The organism is Paracoccus wurundjeri (assembly GCF_030678915.1).
GTDB classification, from domain to species: domain Bacteria; phylum Pseudomonadota; class Alphaproteobacteria; order Rhodobacterales; family Rhodobacteraceae; genus Paracoccus; species Paracoccus onubensis_A.
Window position 1 is genome coordinate 62,166 of record NZ_JAUUTZ010000023.1, and the last position, 21,757, is coordinate 83,922.

At 60.4% G+C, this 21,757-nt stretch carries 19 protein-coding genes; 8 read left to right on the plus strand and 11 right to left on the minus strand.

Annotation, left to right across the window (positions count from 1 at the left end; translation table 11 throughout):
• Positions 1–177: 177 nt before the first annotated feature.
• Genes Q0601_RS19140 through Q0601_RS19150 form a run of 3 tightly spaced genes read left to right on the plus strand, consistent with a single transcriptional unit; the run spans position 178 to position 3,025 of the window.
• Entirely contained in the window at positions 178–1,158 is a 981-nt protein-coding gene (locus Q0601_RS19140) for a TRAP transporter substrate-binding protein (RefSeq protein WP_305291517.1), read from the plus strand.
• A 48-nt stretch (positions 1,159–1,206) separates the two neighbouring features.
• The gene (locus Q0601_RS19145; RefSeq protein WP_119751381.1) at positions 1,207–1,716 is read left to right on the plus strand and encodes a TRAP transporter small permease; all 510 of its coding nucleotides are present in this window, start codon (positions 1,207–1,209) and stop codon (positions 1,714–1,716) included.
• A gap of 4 nt (positions 1,717–1,720) precedes the next feature.
• The gene (locus tag Q0601_RS19150; RefSeq protein ID WP_305291518.1) at positions 1,721–3,025 is read left to right on the plus strand and encodes a TRAP transporter large permease; all 1,305 of its coding nucleotides are present in this window, start codon (positions 1,721–1,723) and stop codon (positions 3,023–3,025) included.
• Positions 3,026–3,205: 180 nt separating this feature from the next.
• Here Q0601_RS19150 and Q0601_RS19155 read toward each other — a convergent pair whose 3' ends face one another.
• Together Q0601_RS19155 and Q0601_RS19160 are read right to left on the minus strand one after the other, a co-directional pair.
• Positions 3,206–6,319, minus strand: a complete 3,114-nt coding sequence (locus tag Q0601_RS19155; protein WP_305291519.1) for an efflux RND transporter permease subunit — start codon at positions 6,317–6,319, stop codon at positions 3,206–3,208.
• 4 nt (positions 6,320–6,323) lie between these two features.
• Entirely contained in the window at positions 6,324–7,535 is a 1,212-nt protein-coding gene (locus Q0601_RS19160) for an efflux RND transporter periplasmic adaptor subunit (protein WP_305291520.1), read from the minus strand.
• Positions 7,536–7,635: 100 nt separating this feature from the next.
• Between Q0601_RS19160 and Q0601_RS19165 the strand changes: the two genes are divergently transcribed.
• The gene (locus tag Q0601_RS19165) at positions 7,636–8,244 is read left to right on the plus strand and encodes a TetR/AcrR family transcriptional regulator (RefSeq protein WP_305291521.1); all 609 of its coding nucleotides are present in this window, start codon (positions 7,636–7,638) and stop codon (positions 8,242–8,244) included.
• A 172-nt stretch (positions 8,245–8,416) separates the two neighbouring features.
• Here Q0601_RS19165 and Q0601_RS19170 read toward each other — a convergent pair whose 3' ends face one another.
• From Q0601_RS19170 to Q0601_RS19200, 7 genes are all read right to left on the minus strand, one after another.
• The gene (locus Q0601_RS19170) at positions 8,417–8,749 is read right to left on the minus strand and encodes a hypothetical protein (protein ID WP_305291522.1); all 333 of its coding nucleotides are present in this window, start codon (positions 8,747–8,749) and stop codon (positions 8,417–8,419) included.
• 137 nt (positions 8,750–8,886) lie between these two features.
• Positions 8,887–9,576 (minus strand): phosphate regulon transcriptional regulator PhoB, encoded by a 690-nt coding sequence (gene phoB / locus Q0601_RS19175; protein ID WP_305291523.1) that lies wholly within the window; start codon positions 9,574–9,576, stop codon positions 8,887–8,889.
• Between the two features lie 3 nt (positions 9,577–9,579).
• Positions 9,580–10,308: a phosphate signaling complex protein PhoU gene (phoU, locus tag Q0601_RS19180; RefSeq protein ID WP_370656152.1), complete on the minus strand. Its 729-nt coding sequence runs from the start codon at positions 10,306–10,308 to the stop codon at positions 9,580–9,582.
• An 18-nt stretch (positions 10,309–10,326) separates the two neighbouring features.
• Positions 10,327–11,124, minus strand: coding sequence for a phosphate ABC transporter ATP-binding protein PstB (gene pstB, locus Q0601_RS19185; RefSeq protein WP_305291524.1), 798 nt, complete (start codon positions 11,122–11,124; stop codon positions 10,327–10,329).
• 21 nt (positions 11,125–11,145) lie between these two features.
• The gene (pstA, locus tag Q0601_RS19190) at positions 11,146–12,495 is read right to left on the minus strand and encodes a phosphate ABC transporter permease PstA (RefSeq protein WP_305291525.1); all 1,350 of its coding nucleotides are present in this window, start codon (positions 12,493–12,495) and stop codon (positions 11,146–11,148) included.
• Complete coding sequence (gene pstC / locus Q0601_RS19195; RefSeq protein WP_305291526.1) at positions 12,492–13,697, minus strand: phosphate ABC transporter permease subunit PstC; 1,206 nt, start codon at positions 13,695–13,697, stop codon at positions 12,492–12,494. Before pstC ends, pstA begins: the two co-directional genes overlap by 4 nt.
• A gap of 72 nt (positions 13,698–13,769) precedes the next feature.
• The gene (locus Q0601_RS19200) at positions 13,770–14,801 is read right to left on the minus strand and encodes a substrate-binding domain-containing protein (RefSeq protein WP_305291527.1); all 1,032 of its coding nucleotides are present in this window, start codon (positions 14,799–14,801) and stop codon (positions 13,770–13,772) included.
• 429 nt (positions 14,802–15,230) lie between these two features.
• Here Q0601_RS19200 and Q0601_RS19205 point away from each other — a divergent pair, with 429 nt between their 5' ends.
• The 3 genes from Q0601_RS19205 to cobT all read left to right on the plus strand — a co-directional run bounded on the left by Q0601_RS19205 (position 15,231) and on the right by cobT (position 18,771).
• A complete protein-coding gene (locus Q0601_RS19205; RefSeq protein ID WP_305291528.1) occupies positions 15,231–15,533 on the plus strand; it encodes a hypothetical protein in 303 nt (100 codons plus the stop codon).
• A 312-nt stretch (positions 15,534–15,845) separates the two neighbouring features.
• Positions 15,846–16,817 (plus strand): cobaltochelatase subunit CobS, encoded by a 972-nt coding sequence (cobS, locus tag Q0601_RS19210; protein WP_305291529.1) that lies wholly within the window; start codon positions 15,846–15,848, stop codon positions 16,815–16,817.
• 85 nt (positions 16,818–16,902) lie between these two features.
• Positions 16,903–18,771: a cobaltochelatase subunit CobT gene (cobT, locus tag Q0601_RS19215; protein WP_305291530.1), complete on the plus strand. Its 1,869-nt coding sequence runs from the start codon at positions 16,903–16,905 to the stop codon at positions 18,769–18,771.
• Positions 18,772–18,804: 33 nt separating this feature from the next.
• Here cobT and Q0601_RS19220 read toward each other — a convergent pair whose 3' ends face one another.
• Positions 18,805–19,920: a Hint domain-containing protein gene (locus Q0601_RS19220; protein ID WP_305291531.1), complete on the minus strand. Its 1,116-nt coding sequence runs from the start codon at positions 19,918–19,920 to the stop codon at positions 18,805–18,807.
• Positions 19,921–20,128: 208 nt separating this feature from the next.
• Positions 20,129–20,719 (minus strand): YqgE/AlgH family protein, encoded by a 591-nt coding sequence (locus tag Q0601_RS19225; protein WP_305291532.1) that lies wholly within the window; start codon positions 20,717–20,719, stop codon positions 20,129–20,131.
• A 103-nt stretch (positions 20,720–20,822) separates the two neighbouring features.
• Between Q0601_RS19225 and Q0601_RS19230 the strand changes: the two genes are divergently transcribed.
• Complete coding sequence (locus tag Q0601_RS19230; RefSeq protein ID WP_305291533.1) at positions 20,823–21,608, plus strand: protein-disulfide reductase DsbD domain-containing protein; 786 nt, start codon at positions 20,823–20,825, stop codon at positions 21,606–21,608.
• Positions 21,609–21,757 lie beyond the last annotated feature (149 nt).

Here is a 21,757-nt window from a genome sequence, read left to right on the forward strand (position 1 = left end):
GCCCCGGCTCGCGCAAAGGCGTCCCCGCAGGCGGGTTATTGCACAGATTTGCAGCACAGAGGGTTCCGCCTTGTATGCAAGGCAAACCGGGGAAACAAATATTCCCGTAACCGCCTGACCCGCGTTAGACTTGACCGGAGCATATAACAATAATGCAACCCAACAGAGGAGAATATCATGAAGATTTTCGCAAGACTCGGGATGACCACAGCGGCGATCTGCCTCGCCTCGGCGGCGGCGGCAGAAACCAAATGGGTCATGGCCTCGGGTTATCCCGAAGACAGCTTCTTCACCAAGACGATCCGCACATTCATCGAAGAGGTCGAAACCAAATCGAATGGCGAACTCACCATCGACCTGCGCCCGAATGACGAGCTTATCAAACTGGACGCGATCCGCCGGGCCGTGCAGACCGGGCAGGTGCAACTGGGCGAGATCCGCTTTGGCGTCTATGGTAACGAGGATCCCATGTTCACGCTGGACAGCGTGCCTAATGTTGCGAATGACTATGACGAAGCGCGCCTGCTGATGGAGGCATCGAAACCATGGTTCGAAGAGAAATTCGCTGATTCAGGCATGCGTGTTCTCAGTTATATGCCGTGGCCGGGTCAGGGTTTCTTCACCAATTTCGAGGTGACCGACGGTTCCGAATTCGAAGGCGTGAAACTGCGCATCTATTCCCCCGCCACGCAGCGCATGGGCGAATTGCTGGGCTTCCAGGCAACGATCCTGCCTTTTGCCGAAGTACCGCAGGCTTTCTCGACCGGGTTGATCGAGGCCCTGTTCACCTCGGCCCAGACGGGCACGGATATTCAGGGCTGGGATTATTCGGATTATTTCACCTATACCGGCTCGATGCATAACAAGAACGGCATCATCATCAATGAGCGCGCCTTGCAGCAGCTGGATCCCGAATTGCAGGAAGTGGTGATCACCGCCGGCGAAAATGCAACGGAAACGGCCTGGAAACTTAGCCAGGAAGCCGCCGATGAACAGATCAAAAACCTGGAAGAGCACGGCATGACGACATCGGATGCCTCGCCCGAACTTCAGGAGAAGATGGCGGAAATCGGCGAGCAGATGATGGAGGAATGGAAGAAAGACGCTTCTCCCGAAGGAATCGAGGTCCTGGATAACTATCTGGCTTCCAAAGAGTAATCCCGGCCTTCACTGGCTGCGGCCTGTCCGGCAACATTGGAGACACTCATGTTGAGAGCCATTGCTCACAAGCTCTATCTGGTTTGCGGCTATGCTGCGGGTGCATTTCTTGCGGCAATTGCCGTAGCAACCTTATCGCAGATCGTGGCCCGCCAGATGGGCCGCGCGGTCGAGATGACTGAACTGTCCGGTTTCTGCATGGCCGCGTCCACCTTTCTGGGCTTGGCCTATACATTCGTGAATGGCGGTCATGTGCGGGTCGAGATCGTCGCGCAACTGACGGGCGGCAAGATCAAGCGTGGAGTGGAATTATGGTGCTGCGCCACCGGCATCGTGATCACCGCCTTTGCGGCGTTCCAGATGGCGAAATTCACGCTTGAAACCTGGCGGATCAATGAACTCAGCCCCGGTCTGCTGGCGATACCGATGTGGATCCCGCAAAGCGGGATCGCCTTCGGTCTGGCCGTGATGTGCATCGGCATCATCGAGCAGACCACGCTGGTTCTGGCCGGGCATCGGCCGGATTACGAAACCAATACCGACAGCACGGCGGAGTAACGTGATGGATAGCACAACCGCCTCTTTCGTCGCCCTCCTGCTATGCCTGCTGCTGTTTCTGGGCAGCGGCGTCTGGATTGCGCTGTCGCTGCTCAGCGCGTCGGTGGTCATGTTCCTGTTTTTCACTCCGGTGGACGCAGGCTCGATCATGGCTTCGACCATGTGGGATGCAAGCTGGAACTGGGCTTTGACCGCGCTGCCGCTATTCGTATGGATGGGCGAGATCCTGATGCGCTCGGGCCTGTCATCCAATCTGTTTCAGGGATTGTCCCCCTGGCTGGCGCGCCTGCCCGGCGGGCTTCTGCATGTCAATGTCGTTGGATGCGGCGTCATGGCGGCGGTGTCGGGATCATCGGCAGTGACCTGTGCAACGGTGGGGCGCATGACCGTTCCCGAACTGCGCAAGCGCAAATACGATTCCCGCATGATGGTGGGATCGCTGGCAGGCGCCGGGACGTTCGGTCTGCTGATCCCGCCCTCGATCATCATGATCGTTTACGGTGTCATCGCACAGCAATCGGTGGCGCGGCTGTTCATTGCCGGCATTGTTCCGGGGCTGGTGCTGATCCTGCTGTTTTCGGGCTATATCGCCATATGGGCAAAACTGAATCCCGATAAGCGGGGCGAGGTTCCTCCGACCATGCCCTTCATGCAGAAACTGAAGGCATCGCGTGACCTGCTGCCGGTGGTGCTGCTGATCGCCGCCATCATCGGCTCGATCTATCGGGGGCTGGCGACACCTACGGAAGCCGCCTCCATCGGCATTCTCGGGGCGTTCATATTGTCTTTCCTGAACGGAACGATGTCGCGGCGCATGTTCATCGACAGTCTTATGGCGGCGACAAGGATTTCGTGCATGATCTCGTTCATCATCGCCTGCGCGGCCTGCCTGTCCATCGCTGTGGGCTTCGCCGATATTCCCCGCGTGGCAGCGTCATGGGTGAACAGCATGAATCTGTCGCCCGCGATGCTGATCGTCGTGCTGACGATATTCTTCCTGATATTGGGTTGCTTTCTCGAGGGAATCTCGATTCTGGTCCTGTCCAGCTCTGTGGTGCTGCCAATGGTTCAGGCTGCCGGGATCGATCTGATCTGGTTCGGGATTTTCGTGGTGATCGTGATCGAATGCGCGCAGATCACGCCGCCTGTGGGCTTCAATCTGATCGTGCTGAAATCCCTGACAGGCAAGGGTATCGGAGAGGTGGCACGGGATACGCTTCCCTTCCTGCTGATCCTGCTGGCGGCAATCGTGCTGTTCGCCGTATTCCCCGGCCTTGTGACCTTCCTGCCGGAACTGATGTACCGATAGGCGATCGAAGCGGGTGACGGTCCACGTCTTTATGCGCCCCGCAGTAACGGGGCGCATATCCGGCCGGGCAGGAATATGCTCGGGCAATTACCACCTTCGGCCATCTGTGATCTCGCGACCGGCGATTGCCGCACAGGGTTCCGTCGGCGCTTCAGGCACCTGTCACGCCTCGCAACGCTCTTACCCGGCGCGGACCTTGCGTTTGCGCGCGACTAGCTTCACGCCCTGCAGGACGGCAACATAGAAGACCGGCACCAGAAATATCCCGATCACCGCCGAGGATGCCATCCCCCCCAGCACCCCGATCCCGATCGAGTTCTGCGCCCCTGCCCCGGCCCCGTTCGCGATCGCAAGCGGCAACACGCCCAGCATGAAGGCGAATGTCGTCATCAGGATCGGGCGCAGCCGCATCATTGACGCCTCGATAGCGGCATCCAGCAATGATTTGCCCTGCGCGACCAATGCCTGCGCGAATTCCACGATCAGGATCGCGTTTCGTGCGGCCAGACCGATTGTCGTCAACAGCCCGACCTTGAAATAGACATCGTTCGACTGCCCGAAAATCAATGCCGCCGCCAATGCCCCGAGAATACCGATCGGCACGGTCATCATCACCGCCAAGGGTACCGTCCAGCTTTCATACAGCGCCGCAAGCGCAAGAAACACGACCAGGGCCGACAGCGCGAACAGCATCGGGGCCTGATTGCCCGACAACCGTTCCTGATAGCTCAGCCCCGTCCAGGCCGAACCATAGCCCCCATCCAGATCGGCGACCATTTCCTCCATCGCTTCCATTGCCGCTCCCGATGACAGGCCCTGTGCAGCCGCCCCGCTGAGTTCCAGCGCGCGAGTGCCGCCATAACGGGACAGCGCCTGAGGCTCCTGATCCCATGCCTGCGTCGAGAATGCGCCGAAAGAGACCATCTCGCCCTGATCGTTCCGCGCATACCAGCGGTCGATATCCTCGGGGCGCGAGCGGGCCTCGGATTCGCCCTGCACGATGACCGGGCGCAATTCCGTGCCAAGCGCGAAATCATTGACGTCGCGCCCGGCAAAGATCACCGACAGCATCGCGTTGACCTCGGAAATCGACAGGCCGAAAGCAGCGGCTTTCTGTTGATCGATATCCAGTCGCAGCGAAGTCTCGAAAGGTGATTCATTGCCGCGCAGATTGGTCACGCGCCCGTCTTCCTGCGCAATCGCGACAAGCTGATCGGCAGCCGCCGACAGTCCTTCCTGTCCCTGCCCCGCCTGATCGACCAGATACATCGAGAAGCCGGACGACACGCCCATGCCCGGAATGGCGGGGGGTTGCAGGAAGAAGACCTGCCCCGAACGGTTGGTCATGAAGAAATGCGCATTGGCCCGCGTGACCAGCGAGGCGACATCAAAGCCTTCGCGCTCATCGTAGTCACGCAGCTTGGCAAAGACCATCGCCGTATTCTGACCCGAACCGCCAAAGCTGAAGCCAAGCGCGGCAAAGACCGACTCAACCGTCTCGGATTCCTCGTTCAGCAGGTAATCCTCGACCTTTTCGACAACGGCCTGCGTCTGGGCCGCCGTCGATCCGTCGGGTGTCTCGACCATGACCAGCATCACGCCCTGATCCTCGTCAGGAAGGAACGAACCGGGCAGCTTCTGATACAGCGCCATCGCCCCCGCGCCGATGGCGACCAGAACGATCAGCATGCGGAACGGCCGCCGGACCAGCCGGGAGACAGCAGACCCATAGCCCCGCGTCGCACGATCAAGATTGCGGTTGAACCAGCGCGCCGGCGCGATCCCGCCATCATGGTTGCGCGGGCGCAGCAGGCTGGCGCACATGGCGGGTGTCAGGATCACCGCGACGCCCAGCGACAGCACCATCGCCGTGATGATGGTGACCGAGAATTGCCGGTAGATCACCCCGGTCGCGCCGGTCATGAAGGCCATGGGCAGGAACACCGCCGACAGGACCATCACGATGCCGACCAGCGCCGAGGTGATTTCCTTCATGCTCTTTTCGGTCGCCTCGACGGGGCCAAGCCCCTCTTCCTCCATCACGCGTTCGACATTCTCGACCACGACGATGGCGTCATCGACCAGAAGCCCGATCGCCAGCACCAGCCCGAACATGGTCAGGGTGTTGATCGAGAAACCCGCAAAGGCCAGCACGCCGAAGGTGCCAAGCAGCACCACCGGAATCGCGATCACCGGAATGATCGTCGCGCGCCAGCTTTGCAGGAAGCAAAGGATCACCAGGAAGACCAGCAGAACGGCCTCGGCCAGCGTGTGATAGACCTGATTGATCGATTCCTCGACAAAGGGCGAGGTATCGTAGGGATAGACGATATCGACCCCGTCAGGCAGCGACGAGGCGATCCCGGCCAGCACGTCGCGCACGGCTTGGGCGGTATCGACGGCATTGGCCCCGGTTGCCAGATTGACGCCGAAACCCGCAGCCGGATTACCGTTATAGCGCGACTCGCCACCATAGCTTTCCTGCCCGATCTCGATCCGCGCGACATCGCCAAGGAATACGGTCGAGCCGTCCGGGTCCACGCGCAGCAGGATACGCTCGAACTCCTCGACGCTGGAGAACTGGGACTGCGCCGACAGAGACATGGTCAGACGCTGACCCTCGACCGTGGGCTGCGCACCAAGGCTGCCGACGGTGACATTGGTATTCTGCTCGGCCACGGCGGCGGTCACATCGGCGGGGGTTACCTGATATTGCGCCAGCTTCATCGGATCCAGCCAGATCCGCATGGCATAGCCCGAACCGAAGGTATTGATCGAGCCGACGCCGGGAGTCCGCTTGACCGGATCCTCGATCCGCTGCGCAACCAGATCCCCCAGTTCCACCGTCGAATAGCGCCCGTCGCTGCTGGTCAACGCACCGACAAGCAGGATAGACGAGGTGGAGCGCGAAACGTTCACCCCGGTTTGCTGAACGATATCCGGCAATTGCGAGGTCACAAGCTGCAACTTGTTCTGCACCTGAACCTGCGCGATATCCGCATCGACCGAATCGTCGAAAGTCAGCGAGATCGAGGCCGAACCGGGCGAGGAACTGGATGTCATATAGATCAGCCCGTCCAGCCCCGTCATCGCATCCTCGACAACCGTGGTGACAGAGCTTTCGACGATCTCGGCCGATGCTCCGTTATAGCTGGCGCTTATCCGGACGGTTGTGGGTGATATCTGGGGATATTGCTCGATGGCCAGCGAGGATAGCCCAAGACCGCCCACCAGCATCGTCACGAATGCGATCACCCATGCGAAAACCGGACGGTGAATGAAGAAATGCGCCATCGGATTACTCCGCCGCCGGAGTGTCGGCCGGGGCCGCCGGGGCATCGTCGGCCTTGGGGTTTTCGGCCTCACGCACCACGCCGTTTTCGTCGAAAGTGACCGGCACCGTGGTTACTTCGGCGCCGTCCTCCAGCCCGGTCAGCCCGTCGACCGCCAGCAGATCGCCGTCCTCCAGCCCCTCTGTCACGATCCAATGATGCTGATATGTCCCTTCGTCGGTCAACTCGCGCAGCACCGCCTTGCCATCCTCGACCACCCATGCGGTCAGCTTGCCGCTGCGGTCGCGGGTCGTGGCGGATTGCGACACGAGGAACGCCTCGACAGTGCCAAGCTCGACCTGACCGCGCACGAACATGCCCGGCAATAGCAGGTAATGCGGATTGTCGAAACGGAACCGCGTATCCACCGAGCCGGTCGAGGTCGAGACGCTGAAACTGGGCGCGACCATCTCGCCGGTGGCCTCATAGGTCTGGCCGGTTTCCAGCGTCAGCGTCGCCTGCAGCTTCTCGCTCATCGTCAGCCGCCCGTTGCGGATATCGTTGATCGTCGCCAGCATCCGGGCGGAAGGCGCATACATGTCCACCTCGATCGGATCGAGCCGCGTCACCGTAGCAAGCGCATCCGCCTGACCCGCCGTCACCAGATCGCCCACCGAGGCCTGCGCCACGCTGGCCATGCCGTCGATCGGGCTGGTCACCGTGGTCCAGTCCAGTTCCACCTGCGCCACACGCAAGGCGGCCTCTGCCGATTGCACCGTGGCGCGCGCCTGCTCCATGGTTGCCCGCGCGGCCTCGACCTGCGCCAGTGTCGTTCCCGAACCCTGCAACCGTTCCGTCCGCTCGTAAGACGCCTCGGCCTCGATCAGTGCCGCCTTGGCAGCCGCCACATCCGCCTCGGCACTGCTCAGCGCGGCTTCATAAGTGGCCGCGTCGATACGGAACATCGGATCACCCTGTTTCAGTGTCCGCCCCGGATTGTAAAGAATCTCGGTGATGATCCCGCCGACCCGCGGCCGAATCGCCGCATCCGCGCCTGAAACGGCGCGTCCCGGCAGGGTCGCGACCATCGGCACGGCCTGCCGGGTGAGTTCCACCACCCCGACCTGCTTGGGCGGCGCAGCGTCCTGCGCAATGGCCGCCGAGCCGAAAGCCAGAAGCGCAACGGCGGCAAGGCGGATCGAGTCAAGAAAATCGGACATCGTGATATTCCCCAGCATGAAGCAGCTCCGCGCGGCACGGGCCGGTATTGCAATCTCCTTGCACAATCCTGCACTGTGTGCAATGTTTGCTTTCCCTGAATACCGGAGAAATCGGCTTATGCCCGCCCGCTCAACGCTTCGTGATCGCCGCCGCCAGCAAACAGCGCGCGAGATCCAGTCCGCCATGCTGCGGCTTGCGGTGCGGGATGGTTATGAGGCGGTCACGACCGAGATGATCGCGACCGAGGCAGGCATCAGCCCCCGGACCTTCTTCAACTATTATCCGAACAAGGAAGCGGCGCTGGTCGGCAAGTCGCCCGAAATCGGCCCGGATATCACAGAATCGTTCCGGCAAGGCACCGGCCCGCTGATAAAGGCCCTGTTCGAGGCGCTGGACCGGCATCTGCGCGACAGCTACCTGAATCGCGATACGGTCCGGATGATCGATACATTGCTGGAACGCAGCCCCGAACTGGTGCCGCAATTTTACGCATCGCTGCAAACGCTTACTGCTCAGTTGGCGGAACTCATCGGGCAGCGACAACGCGCGATCGGCCATCATGACGCCGAGCTTCTGGCCGATATGATCACGCATGCACTGGCCAATGCCATCCGCAGCTGGGCGCAATCCGAAACCATGCCAGAAACAGATATCGCCAGCCATGCCCGGATACAGGTCGAACGGATAGGAGCGATCATTTCGGATCACCAGAACGAAAACGCCTGACCGGGATCGCCGGAACCATACCCGCATGATGGTGGAAGCGTCAGAGCGTGCCGCGTTGAATCGGAAACTTCGGTTACTTGCATCCCGCGATGGCCGGCGGGCGTGATCGGATGATCGGCGGGGGCATCCTTCAGCAGCAGATGGAAAACATAGCTCCAGCCTTCCGCCTCGGCTACCGTCCGGTAGCCCGTCGCATCCGCGAAACGCGCATAATCGGCATTGCTAACCGCAAAGGGCGAGATGAGATAGGGCTCAGCTTCACCTCGCAGCGCGGGCTGTCCATATCGCCGGGAAAGATCGAGCGGCGCGCGCCCATCTCGAAGAAACCGCCGCGGATAGGGCGCAGCTTCGCGCGAAGCTCTTCGCTGGTCTCTGCCGGGGCCGGCCTGACGGCATTGGCACGGGCGAGAAACGCCATGTCACGCCCTTCGGCCGGACCATCCTGACGGGCAGGACCGCAGCAGCCGGATTTCTCACCGCCATGCGGCATGGCTTCCCTTTCCATCTGACCGAACCACCATGACCGTCATACGGCACAGTAACTGGCGATCCGCAGGGGAACCGGCGCAAACATAAATTGGCAAGGCCGCAGCAGCAGCCCGGCTCTTTTCATACCCGCCCGGTCACGACGAATGCGGCTTTTCAGCCAAGCGCATAACCGGTGCCGCGCACCGTGCGGACCGGATTGTCGCCACCATTGGACATCAGGGCCTTGCGCAACCGGCCGACATGCACATCGATGGTGCGGGTATCGACATAGATATCGCGCCCCCAGACCCGGTCCAGCAACTGCTCGCGCGTCCAGACCCTTCCAGGTTTCTCCATCAGAGTCGAAAGCAGGCGGAATTCGGTCGGGCCAAGATGCAGTGGCAGACCGCCGCGAAAGACGCGATGCTCGGCCGCATCAAGGATGATATCGCCGAAACTCAGCCGCTCGCCCATGGTAGCGGGCCGGGTGCGGCGAAGCTGCGTGCGCAGCCGCGCCATCAGTTCAACCACGGAGTAAGGCTTGACGACGTAGTCATCCGCCCCGGTTTCCAATCCGCGAACCCGGTCGGTTTCCTCGCTGCGGGCGGAAAGCATGATGATCGGGATGCCCCGCGTGGCCGGATCCGCCTTGACCTGGCGACAGACCTCGATCCCCGAGACCTTGGGCAGCATCCAATCCAGAACCATCAGATCGGGCTGCTCTTCCAGCACCAGAAGCAGGGCATCCTCGCCGTTATCGGCAACGACGACCTCGAAACCTTCGGCCTCGAGATTGTATTGCAGCACCTCGCGCTGCGCGCCCTCGTCCTCGACGACCAAGACACAGGGAGCCTGACTAGTCATGGATTAGCCCTCTCCTGTCCCGGTTCCGACATCGGCAGGCACGCTGCTTGCCTTGGGCCGGCTGTCATCCGGCAGATCGCCGGTGACGAGATAAATCACCTGTTCGGCGATCGATGTCGCATGATCGCCCATCCGCTCGACATTCTTGGCGATGAAATGCAGATGCATGCAGGCGGTGATGTTGCGCGGATCTTCCATCATATGGGTCAGGAATTCGCGGAACAGCGCGTTATACATCTGGTCCACCTCCAGATCCCGCTGACGCACATCCTCGGCCAGATCGCCGTCGCGGCGGATATAGCTGTCAAGCGCGTCCTGCAGCATCTTGCTGACCGCCTGAGACATGCGGCGGATCGCCATGCCCGAGCCATCGATTACCGGCATCTGGGTCAGGACATCAGTCCGCTTGGCCATGTTCTTGGCATAATCGCCCACCCGCTCCAGCGAGGCCGAGATTTTCATCACTGCCAGCACCATGCGCAGATCGGTGGCAGTCGGCGCCCGCAGGGCGATCAACCGGGCGGCATCCTCGTTGATCTGCAATTCAAGCGTGTCGATGGCCGCATCGCGACGGCGCACCTCTTCCGCCAGTTCCTCGTCCCGGGTTTCAAGCGCCGTCGCCGCATCCGCGATAGCGACCTCGACCATGCCTCCCATCCTGACGACCTGAGCCTGGATCGTCTCCAGGTCGCGGTCGAATGCAGAGGATATATGTTTGTCGCGGTTAATCATTCCTGCCTCCTCCGGGCGTCAGCCTATCCGGCCCGAGATATAAGATTCGGTCCGACTATCCTGCGGATTTGTAAAGATATCATCGGTATTTCCATATTCCACCAGATTCCCCAGATGGAAGAATGCGGTTTTCTGGCTGACACGCGCGGCCTGCTGCATGGAGTGGGTCACGATCACCACCGAGAAATTCTCGCGCAGCTGATCGATCAGCTCCTCGACCTGGCTCGTCGCGATCGGGTCCAGAGCAGAGCATGGCTCATCCATCAGCAGCACCTCGGGGGCGGTCGCCACGGCGCGGGCGATGCACAGGCGTTGCTGCTGACCGCCCGACAATCCGGTGCCGGGTTCATGCAGCCGGTCCTTGACCTCGTTCCACAATGCCGCGCCGCGCAGGGATTTCTCGACAATCTCGTCCAGTTCGGCCTTGTTGCGGGACAAGCCGTGAATCCGGGGGCCGTAAGCCACATTGTCATAGATCGATTTTGGGAACGGGTTCGGCTTCTGGAACACCATGCCGACCTTGGCGCGAAGCTGCACGGGATCGACGCGGCGATCGTAAACGTCCTCGCCGTCCAGCAGGATTTTACCCTCGATCCGGGCAATCGGAATCGTGTCGTTCATCCGGTTGATACAGCGAAGAAACGTCGATTTTCCGCAACCGGAAGGTCCGATAAAGGCAGTGACGGTCTTATCGAGGATCTCGACATCCACATCCTTGATGGCGTGTTTGTCGCCATAATAGACCTGAACCTTGCTGGCAGAGATTTTGATATCCTGTTGCGTCACGGCGCTCTCCGCTCGGTTGATGTCATACATATTTATGCTCCTTTCGCCGCATTACCAACGACGCTCGAACCGGCGGCGCAGGAAGATGGCAAGCAGGTTCATGCAGAAAAGGAAGATCAGCAGCACGATGATCGCGCCCGAGGCCCGTTCGATAAAGGCCGGATCGGCGCGCTGCGTCCAGTTATAGACCTGCACCGGCAATGCCGAGGCCGGATCCCACAACCCTTCCGGGGGCGCTGCGGGAAACTCCCGGACGAAGGCGACCATGCCGATCAACAGGAGCGGCGCGGTTTCACCCAAAGCCTGCGCCAGCCCGATGATGGTCCCGGTCAGGATGCCCGGCATCGCCAGAGGCAGGACATGATGGAAGATCGACTGCATCTTGGACGCGCCCACACCAAGCGCCGCATCCCGGATCGAGGGCGGCACGGATTTGAGTGCGGCACGGGTCGAGATGATGATCGTCGGCAGCGTCATCAGCGTCAGAACCAGCCCGCCCACGATGGGCGCGGATTGCGGCAGCCCGACGAAATTGATGAAGGCGGCAAGACCAAGGATACCGAAGACGATAGAGGGCACCGCGGCGAGATTCGAGATATTCACCTCGATCAGGTCGGTCCAGCGGTTTTGCGGCGCGAACTCTTCAAGATAGATCGAGGCGGCGACACCGATCGGCACGGCAAGGAACAGCACCACCAGCATCATATAGGCCGAACCGATAATCGCCACCCCCACGCCGGCGGCTTCCGGTCGTTGGTCCGAGGCGTCGGGATTGGTGATGAAATTCCAGTTAAAGCGGGTCACCAGCTTGCCCTGCTCTTTCAGTGCATCTGCAAGCTGAAGCTGCTGGGGCGAGGTGTTGGCATCCCTCGCGGCGCTTTCCATCGAGACCCGCCGCTTGAAATAGCCGTCCACCCGGCCATTCACCAGAACGTTGAAATCCACTGTCTGACCAACCTGTTCAGGATCCGCCAGCACGTGATTGCGAAGCTGCGCCGAGGCCTCTTTAGAGATCAGGTTGCTGGTATCCGTGCTCGTCAGTCCCTCGATCGCGATGCCGCTATCAGCAACCGCGGTTTCAACCGCCTTGTCCAGAACCTTGCCATAGGACAGGGTCAGAACCTTGGACATTTCAGCCGGATCGCGATTGCCGTTCGGATCCAGCGTTTCGGCATCAAGCGCGACCGGGATCGACAGGTAACTTTGCCGGAAGGCGCCTGCTCCGTCCGAAACGATGGAGGTCAGCAAGATGACAAGCGCGGCCATCGCGATCCCGATGGCAATCACGCCATACATGCGAAAGCGCTTTTCGGTGGCATTGCGTTTCCGGGTGCGGGCATCCTGCGACAACAGCGAATTGCCACGTGGCTGAGCTTCGGAAGACATGGGAATATCGGTCATTCGTACTGCTCCCGGTATTTGCGCACGATGTAAAGCGCGACAACGTTCAGCCCCAGGGTGATCACGAACAGCGTCAGGCCCAGCGCGAAGGCAACCAGGGTCTCCGGCGCTGCGAAATCGTTGTCTCCGGTCAACTGGCTGACGATCTTGACGGTGATCGTCGTCATCGCCTCGAACGGGTTAAGCCCCAGCCGCGCAGCCGCTCCGGCCCCCAGCACCACGATCATGGTTTCCCCGATGGCGCGGCTGGCGGCCAGCAGGACCGCGCCCACGACACCGGGAAGTGCTGCGGGCAGGACCACCTGCTTGATCGTCTCGGAGGGGGTCGAGCCAAGCCCAAGCGCCCCGTCGCGCATGGATTGCGGTACGGCGTTGATAATGTCATCTGACAGCGAACTGACAAAGGGGATCAGCATGATGCCCATGACCAGCCCGGCAGTCAGCACGGAAGAGCCGGAACTTCCCAGCCCCAATGGTTGCGCGAAGTAATCACGCAGCATCGGCCCCACCGTGATCAATGCGAAAAGACCGTAAACGATGGTCGGGATCCCGGCGAGAATCTCGATGGCGGGTTTCGCAATGCCCCGCACGCGTTTGCTGGCATATTCCGACATGTAGATGGCCGCGAACATCCCGATCGGCACAGCGACCAGCAATGCGATGAAACTGATATACAGCGTGCCCCATAACAGCGGAAGGATGCCCAGACTGGAATTGCCCTGGAAGCGCGGCGTCCAGTTGAGGCCAAAGAAAAACTCGGTCCAGCTGTATTTCTGAAAGAAATGCCCGGTCTCGAAGATCAGCGACAGCACGATCCCGGCGGTGGTCAGAATTGCGATGGACGAGCAGAATATCAAAAACCCCTGCACGATCTTTTCGACCACATTGCGGGCGCGGAAATCGGTATTGATGCGCGTCACGCCCCAGCCAAGCCCGGCAACCGAAGCCGCCAGCGCAAGCAGCCCGGCGAAACCGGTCGCCTCCGGGGGAAATACCTTCGCCATGCGCAGAACCGATGCAAGCATCAACACGACGATGGCCGGGGTCAGCGTGGTCAGTGCAACGCTGGCGCCATGATAACCGGGCCGGCTGTGGAGCTTGCGGATATCCGTGCCGGCAGAGGCAAATGCCCGGCTGCGCCCGATGATATAACCGGCGACGGCCAAAGCCAGACTGACAAGCAATGCCCATGAAAGCGGCATCTGATCTTCCTTGCGTCTAGGGTAAGAAAGAAAGCGGGCGGCGCGAAATCTTCCGCGCCGCCGCGATACTCATTACTCGGACAGGGTGGTTTCGTTCGCCACGGCTTCCTGCACCGATGCCAATTCGGGATCGGCGACCAGACCGTATTGCGCCAGAGGACCTTCCGGCCCGGCCAACTCATCGGCGACGAAGAACTCCGCATATTCCTTCAGGCCGGGAATCTCGCCGATATGCGCTTTCTTGACATAGAAATACAGCGGGCGCGAAACCGGATATTCGCCCGAAGCGATGGTTTCGGTGGAAGGGGTAACACCCGATATCGTCGCCACTTTCAGCTTGTCGGTATTGTTCTCGTAGAAGGACAGACCGAACACGCCGATACCGTTCGGGTCGCTTTCGATACGGGCAAGAGTCTCGGTATAGTCGCCGTCGATATCGACCGACTTACCATCGGTGCGCAGCGTCATGCAGGCTTCTTCGGCCTTGTCCTCATCGCCCATTTCGGCGGCAAAAACTTCCATGGCGCCCGATTCTTCACAACCGGCGAGGATGACTTTCTCTTCGAAGACTTCGCGGGTGCCGTGCTTGGTACCGGGTACGAAAGCAAGAATGGCCTGCTCGGGCAGTTCCGGGTTCACTTCGTTCCAGTTGGTCGCGGTGTTATCGACGATGGCGCCATCCTTGACGACCTTGGCGGAAAGGGCATTGAACCAATCTGCCGGCGTAAAGACGAAATCGGGACCGCTGGACTGGTTCGCGAAGACGATCCCGTCATAGCCGATGCGGACTTCCATGATGTCAGTCACGCCATTGGCGGCGCAGGCTTCGATCTCGCTTTCCTTGATGGGGCGGCTGGAATTGGCGATATCGACGGTATTCTCGCCCACGCCTTCGCAGAATTTCTTGAGACCCGCGGACGAGCCACCGGATTCCACGACCGGGGTCGGAAAATCGGTATTCTCACCGAAAGCTTCCGCGACGATCGTGGCATAGGGCAGCACGGTCGAGGAGCCCGCGATCTGGATCTGGTCGCGGGCGGCGGCGGCGGTTGCGGACAATGCGACTACGGACAGCGCCGTTGCCGTAAGACCAAAGGGTTTCATGTGGCAGCTTCCTGTATTGGTGTGAATTCTAGCGATCCCGGACCTAGACCCTGACGATGACCGTTTCACGACGATTTTATGACATTTTTGTAACAGGCCCTCGCCGAAGACAGCCGCGATGCGATGCCTCGCGATTTCGATTCCGAACGGGAAACGGATCGAATCACCTATGTTGACGAAAGCAGAAAACTATAATAATCCGCTCGGAAAGTTCCTCGAATCCGTTTAACTATATGAAAAATATATAAAACAATCACGATAAAAATAGACGTGATTTTTTTCTTGTAAATCACGACAAACTTTGTTGTAATTTTCGTGTCAGAAGGCGTCACACGAGAGCTGGCGGCAGGGGCTTCCTTCACACCCTGCCGTTTGGTCCGTCCCGCCCCTCCGACATGAACTCACTTGGGGTCAGAAGAGGAGGTCCCGATGTATCGCACCGTTAAGACCGGTACCCATGCACTCGCTCAGGGTACATTCGTTCGCCGTCACGCTGACGGCCGGGTCGAAATCAACCTTGGCGACAGGCATGTCATCGGCTGGCCCGTCGGCGCAACGTCCGAATGCGCCGGACAACAGCATGTCATCGCACGGCTGTTTGGCACGGGTTATTGGCGCGGCGGCCTGTTCGCTGCCGTGACGGCGTTGGGCCTGGGGCTTTCATTCCTGTCTGGTATGACCGCGCAGGCGGAAATCCTGAATGCCCCGGATAGCCTGGCCCACAATTTCTGACACAAACTTAACAAGTTGCGCGGGGAATATATAACTCCATAATATATCTCTGACGCATTGTATCTTCCACGCTTCCCGGCCCGTCAGGCGCATGATCGCGCCTGACGGGTTTTTTGTTGACCCCAATCCTCTGCCCATCGCTTGCCCGATAACCCGCGCCGGACCGGATGGACGCAAGGCCCGCACATCTTGCCTTCCCGGTTTTCCGGCGCGACATTGGGAAAATCAAAGCGCTTCACCGGCGATCCCCGGCTTGCACAAGCCGGGGGAATGCGCAATCAAGGCGCGGATGCGAGGAAAAGGGCCAATGCGATGCTGGATATGAATGCCAAACCCACCGAAGAAATCGACCTGCGCGAAATGTTCGGTCTGGACAGCGACATGAAGGTCAAGGGTTTTGCGGAACGCAGCGAGCGCGTGCCCGATATCGACAGCACCTATAAATTCGACCCCGACACCACGCTCGCGATTCTGGCGGGATTTGCCTATAATCGCCGGGTGATGGTCCAGGGCTATCACGGCACCGGCAAATCGACTCATATCGAACAGATCGCCGCGCGTCTGAACTGGCCATGCGTACGGGTAAATCTGGACAGCCATGTCAGCCGGATCGACCTGATCGGCAAGGACGCGATCAAACTGGTCGACGGCAAGCAGGTCACGGTATTCCATGAGGGCATCCTGCCCTGGGCCCTGCGCAACCCGACCGCGATCGTTTTCGATGAATATGACGCCGGACGCGCCGATGTGATGTTCGTGATCCAACGCGTGCTGGAGGCTGACGGCAAGCTGACCCTGCTGGACCAGAATGAGGTCATCACGCCGAACCCCTATTTCCGGCTGTTCGCGACCTCGAACACCGTGGGTCTGGGCGACACTACCGGCCTGTATCACGGCACGCAGCAGATCAACCAGGGCCAGATGGACCGCTGGTCCCTGGTCTCGACGCTGAACTATCTCAGCCACGATGCCGAGGCCGCCATCGTGCTGGCCAAGAACCCGAATTACAATAATGAAAAGGGTCGCAAGCTGATCGGCCAGATGGTGACTTTGGCCGATCTGACGCGCACGGCCTTCATGCAGGGCGATCTGTCCACCGTGATGTCGCCCCGCACGGTGATCACATGGGCGCAGAACGCGCGGATCTTCGACAATGTCGGCTATGCCTTCCGCCTGACCTTCCTGAATAAATGCGACGAGTTGGAACGTCAGACCGTTGCCGAATTCTACCAGCGCCTGTTCGACGAGGAATTGCCGGAAAGCGCGGCGGCGCAGGCGGGGTGACGCGCAGGATTTTGATAAAGCGGTGTGCGGGCGGGCACTTGCCCGCTACACTGCCGGAACTGGCCAGATATCGTTAGGACACCGGATGAAAAACTCCGACAACCCCGCCGATCCGTTCAAGAAGGCCCTGACCGAGGCCACCCGCGCCCTGGCGGACGAGCATGAGTTGAACGTGACCTTCAGTGCCGATCCCGCAGGGGTTTCGGGCGATACGATGCGGCTGCCCCAGATCAGCCGCCGGATGGGGCGCGACGAGATCCTTCTGGCGCGGGGTACGGCGGACGCACTTGCCATGCGGATGCGTCATCACGACACCGCAACCCATTCGAAATTCGCCCCTGCCGGACCGATGGCCAAGGAACTCTACGAGGCGCTGGAAACCGCCCGTTGCGAGGCGTTGGGCGCGCGCGACATGCCCGGCGCATTGTCCAATATCGATCACAAGATCGGCGCCGATGCCGAGAAAAAGGGCTATGCGAATATCAAGGCCCCGTCCGATGCGCCGCTGTCAGTGGCCGCGGGATATATCCTGCGGCAGGCGGCGACGGGGCGTGCCCTGCCCCGGGGCGCGCAAAATGTCGCCGATCTGTGGCGGCCATTCGTGGAACAGCAGGCGGGCGATACGCTGGCCGATGTGCAGGAGGTTCTGGCCGATCAGGCAGCCTTTGCACGGCTGTCGCGCCGGGTCATCAGCGATCTGGGTTATGGCGATCAGCTGGGTGAGGATCCGGACGCGCCCGAAGAAGACGATCCCGACGAAAACGCCGAGCAGGACGAGGAATCCGGCGACAATCAGTCCCGCGATCAGGACGATGGCGAGGATGCCGAAAGCTCGCCCGAACGCAGTCAGGAACAACAGCAGGACGAACGGCAGGCTCAGGTCAGCATGGACGACCAGTCCGAAGAGCAACTGACCGACGAAGCCGAGATGCCCGAGGCGGAAACGCCCCCCGACCTGCCCCCTCCGGTCAGCGAGGCGTCCCCCGATTACAAGGTCTTCACCCAGCAATGGGACGAGGATATCCGCGCCGAGGAACTGGCCGAACCTGCCGAACTGGAACGGTTGCGCGCCTATCTGGACAAGCAGCTTGAACCCCTGCGCGGCGCGGTCAGCCGTCTGGCGAATAAATTGCAGCGCCGCTTGCAGGCACAGCAGAACCGAAGCTGGGAATTCGACAAGGAAGAGGGCGTTCTGGATGCCGGGCGGCTTGCGCGTGTGGTGGCGAACCCGACGACGCCTTTAAGCTTCAAGGTCGAGAAAGACATGGAGTTCCGCGATACCGTCGTGACGCTGCTTCTGGACAATTCCGGCTCGATGCGCGGACGCCCGATCTCGATCGCCGCGATCTGTGCCGATGTTCTGGCGCAAACGCTGGAACGGTGCAGCGTCAAGGTCGAAATCCTTGGCTTCACCACCCGCGCATGGAAGGGCGGGCAAGCGCGCGAGGCGTGGCTGCAAGCGAACCGTCCGGCCAATCCCGGGCGCCTGAACGACCTGCGTCACATCATCTACAAGCCCGCCGATGCGCCATGGCGGCGGGTGCGGCCCAATCTTGGGCTGATGATGAAAGAGGGGCTGCTGAAGGAAAATATCGACGGCGAAGCACTTGAATGGGCGCATAAACGGCTGGTCAAACGCACCGAGGCGCGAAAAATCCTGATGGTGATCTCGGATGGTGCGCCGGTCGACGATTCCACGCTATCGGTAAATCCGGCGAATTATCTGGAAAAGCATCTGCGCGACGTGATCGCCATGGTCGAGCGCAAGAAACTTGTTGAATTGCTGGCAATCGGCATCGGCCATGACGTGACCCGCTATTACGCGCGCGCCGTGACGATCACGGATGCCGAACAGCTTGCGGGCGCAATCACCGAACAGCTTGCCGCGCTGTTCGACAGCGATCCGCGCAAACGGGCGCGCGTGATGGGAATTCAGAATATGCGCCGCGCCTGATCCGGCGCGGCAGCATCGCGGTATGTTTCGGGCTCAGACGACCAGCGGCTTGCTGTTCTTGGCGTGGCGGTGGGCCAGTTGCCGGACAAGACGCCCCTGCGGTATCGGCCGGGCAGCGGGCAGTGGTTCACCCTCGTGCAGTTCGGGGAACAGCGTATAAATCTCTTCCAGGGCCGCGGCTCCCACGGATTTCAGTGCCTCTGGTCCGGTGTAAAGCGATTCAGTCCACGCCCCGTCCGAAAACAGAATCTGGTGCTGATCGAACAGAAAATGCACATAGGTGACGTTTTCCAGGTCTTCAGCAATCTCGATCCCGTCGACACCGACCAGTTGCTTGGCGGCGACCAGAACCTCATCCGTCCCGAACATGCGCATCGCAATCCGCGAACGGACCAAAATCCGGTGCTGCGGAGAAACCAGAAGATCCGTAGCAGGTGTCTGATCTCCAAGGCTTCCCGCCTTGATGCGGATCGGGCGCAGTTTGGGATTCACCGCCTGTTCCCGGGCCGTCAGATTCCGGGATGATTTCCAGCGGACCCGCTGCAGCCCGTTATCAAGCGTCAGAACTTCGTCGCCCACGGCGATATCACCGGCCCGAACCGCGCCGGTCGCGGTCGAGATCATGACTCCATCGGTGAAACAGGGCAGCGCATATTCCCCGGTCTGGGCTTCATATACGGTCTCATCCGTGGTGAATTCCTGCCCCGGCGTCACCCCGCCATCGGCGACGATGAAGCCAAACTGCCCGTCGCGTTCGCTATCGGTCGCCGCGGTCAACGCCATCCAGTGCTCTTCGTCCTGCCGGTTGAAATAGCTGAGTTCCGGATGCCCTATTCCATCGGTATAGCTGTTCCATGTCTGTCCGCCATCGGTCGAATATTCGACGATAACCGGCGCGCTTGGGATCACATCGTTTCCAGTGGTATCGTCAGGATTCAGATGGCCTTCGTCGCCCTGAACGGTCAGCTTCCAGCCGGTGATCTCCTCAAGACTACCGATCGCGCCAGCGTCCACCAGCCGGTCGCCCGGATGGTTGTCGTTGATTCGCAACGTCTGCTCACCTTCGGGATTAAATACGACTGACAACGGGTCGACAGTGTTGAAATCGCCAAGCTGATTATTGGAAAAAAATAATTCGTAAAACGCCATGATTCAGGAAAACCTCACTCTTCACGCAGTACAATATGGCCAGTTACGGGCCACGGAACTTAGTTAACACCTCGTGGCAAACAGATGACAAGCGCAGAATCGCAGGTAATGTTACGCATTGACTTTCATGCGCACCCCCTCCGTTGGCGAAGGTTAATTCACAATAATATCAGGCTGACGTCAGTACAACTTACGGTAGTGCGGCGCGTCAGGCCCGCCCCGCCGACGCTGACAGAAGCGACGGATCGATACCCTGCACCCGCAAAGCGGCCGGCCATTTGTCATCGTGATCCGCTCCGAAGATCAGATCATCGGCGGACTCTCCCAGCAGCCAGCCATTGCGCAGCATCTCGTCCTCAAGCTGCCCGGGCCCCCAACCGGCATAGCCCAGGGCAAGCACGGCCGGTTCCGGACCCTTGCCATGCGCAAGCTCTTCCAGAATATCGCGGGTCGTCGTCATAGCCAGCCCCCCCGCAATCCGCATACGACCGTCGGGATCCTCGCCATGTTCGGGTACTTTGTGCAGGACAAAGCCCCGCCCCGGTTCGACCGGACCACCAAAGCGCACCTCGATCCTGCGGCCGGCATCATCGCTCTCGATATCCAGTTGCCGCATCAGGTCGTCAAAATCGATCTCGGGCAGGGGCCGGTTGAGCACCAGTCCCATTGCTCCTTCGGCGGAATGTGCGCAGATCAGCACAACCGAGCGGTGAAACCGCGCATCGCTCATGCCCGGCATGGCAATAAGAACCTTGCCTGTCAGGTTTGCCTGCGGCTCCTGTATGGGGCTATTCGTCATTTTGCCTCCTTATCCCTTCTAAGATCAGCACTCTGCGTCATGGATGCAAGCCCCCGCGCTATTGTGACTTCATTTGTGCCGCAATCGCCGCTAGTTCAGTCACATGATCCGATTTTCCCTGCTTTCCCTTTGCCTGATTCTGACCGGCATCACCGCCTCTGCCGATGAATTTCCGCCCGGGATCCGTTCCGCGCGGCTCTTGCCCGGCTGGACGGATAATGACGGCAACCGCATCTCGGCATTTGAATTGCAACTTGAACCGGGCTGGAAAACCTATTGGCGCAAGCCGGGGGATAGCGGGCTGCCGCCCGAATTCGACTGGCAGGAATCCACGAATCTGGCCGCAATCGCGCTGCATTGGCCCGCGCCCGAGGCCATAGTCTCGGGCGATGAGACGACGCTTGGCTATCACGATTTACTGGTGCTGCCTTTCACCGCCCGGCCGAAGGATCCCGCCAGCCCGGTCGAACTGGCCGCCGCCGTCGAATTCGGTGTGTGCGAGAAAATCTGCGTGCCTGCCTATCTTGAACTGCAGGCCCCTGCCCCCGGCGAAACGCCCACGCCGGAAATCACCCATGCGCTAGAGAAAATGCCGCGCCCGTCTTCTGTCAGGCCGGTCTGTACAACCCGGAATATCGATGATGGCACCCAGCTTAGCGTATTGCTGCCAACTGCCCGGATCGAACTCGCGGCCATGGAGTTGCAGGGGCGGCCGGATGTCTGGGTATCGTCAGCACAGCTTGAACCAGAGGCCGAGGGCACCCGCGCGACAGCCGATTTCGTGCCGCCATCCGGAAAACCATTCGACCTTGATCCCTCGCACCTTCTGATCACGGTAATCTCCCCAGACGGCGCCACCGAGATTCAGGGATGTACGCTTCAGGATTAAAGAATGCCGCGCCCGCCCGGCTTCGCTTCCTTTCCCCCTCCCTTCTTCTTTGCGGTAAATACCTCGGGGGTGCGGGGGGGGCGCCCCCCGCCCAAGCGGGCCGCAAAAAACCCGCCAGACCGGGTGGGGGGGGCCCGGTGCGGGAGGGG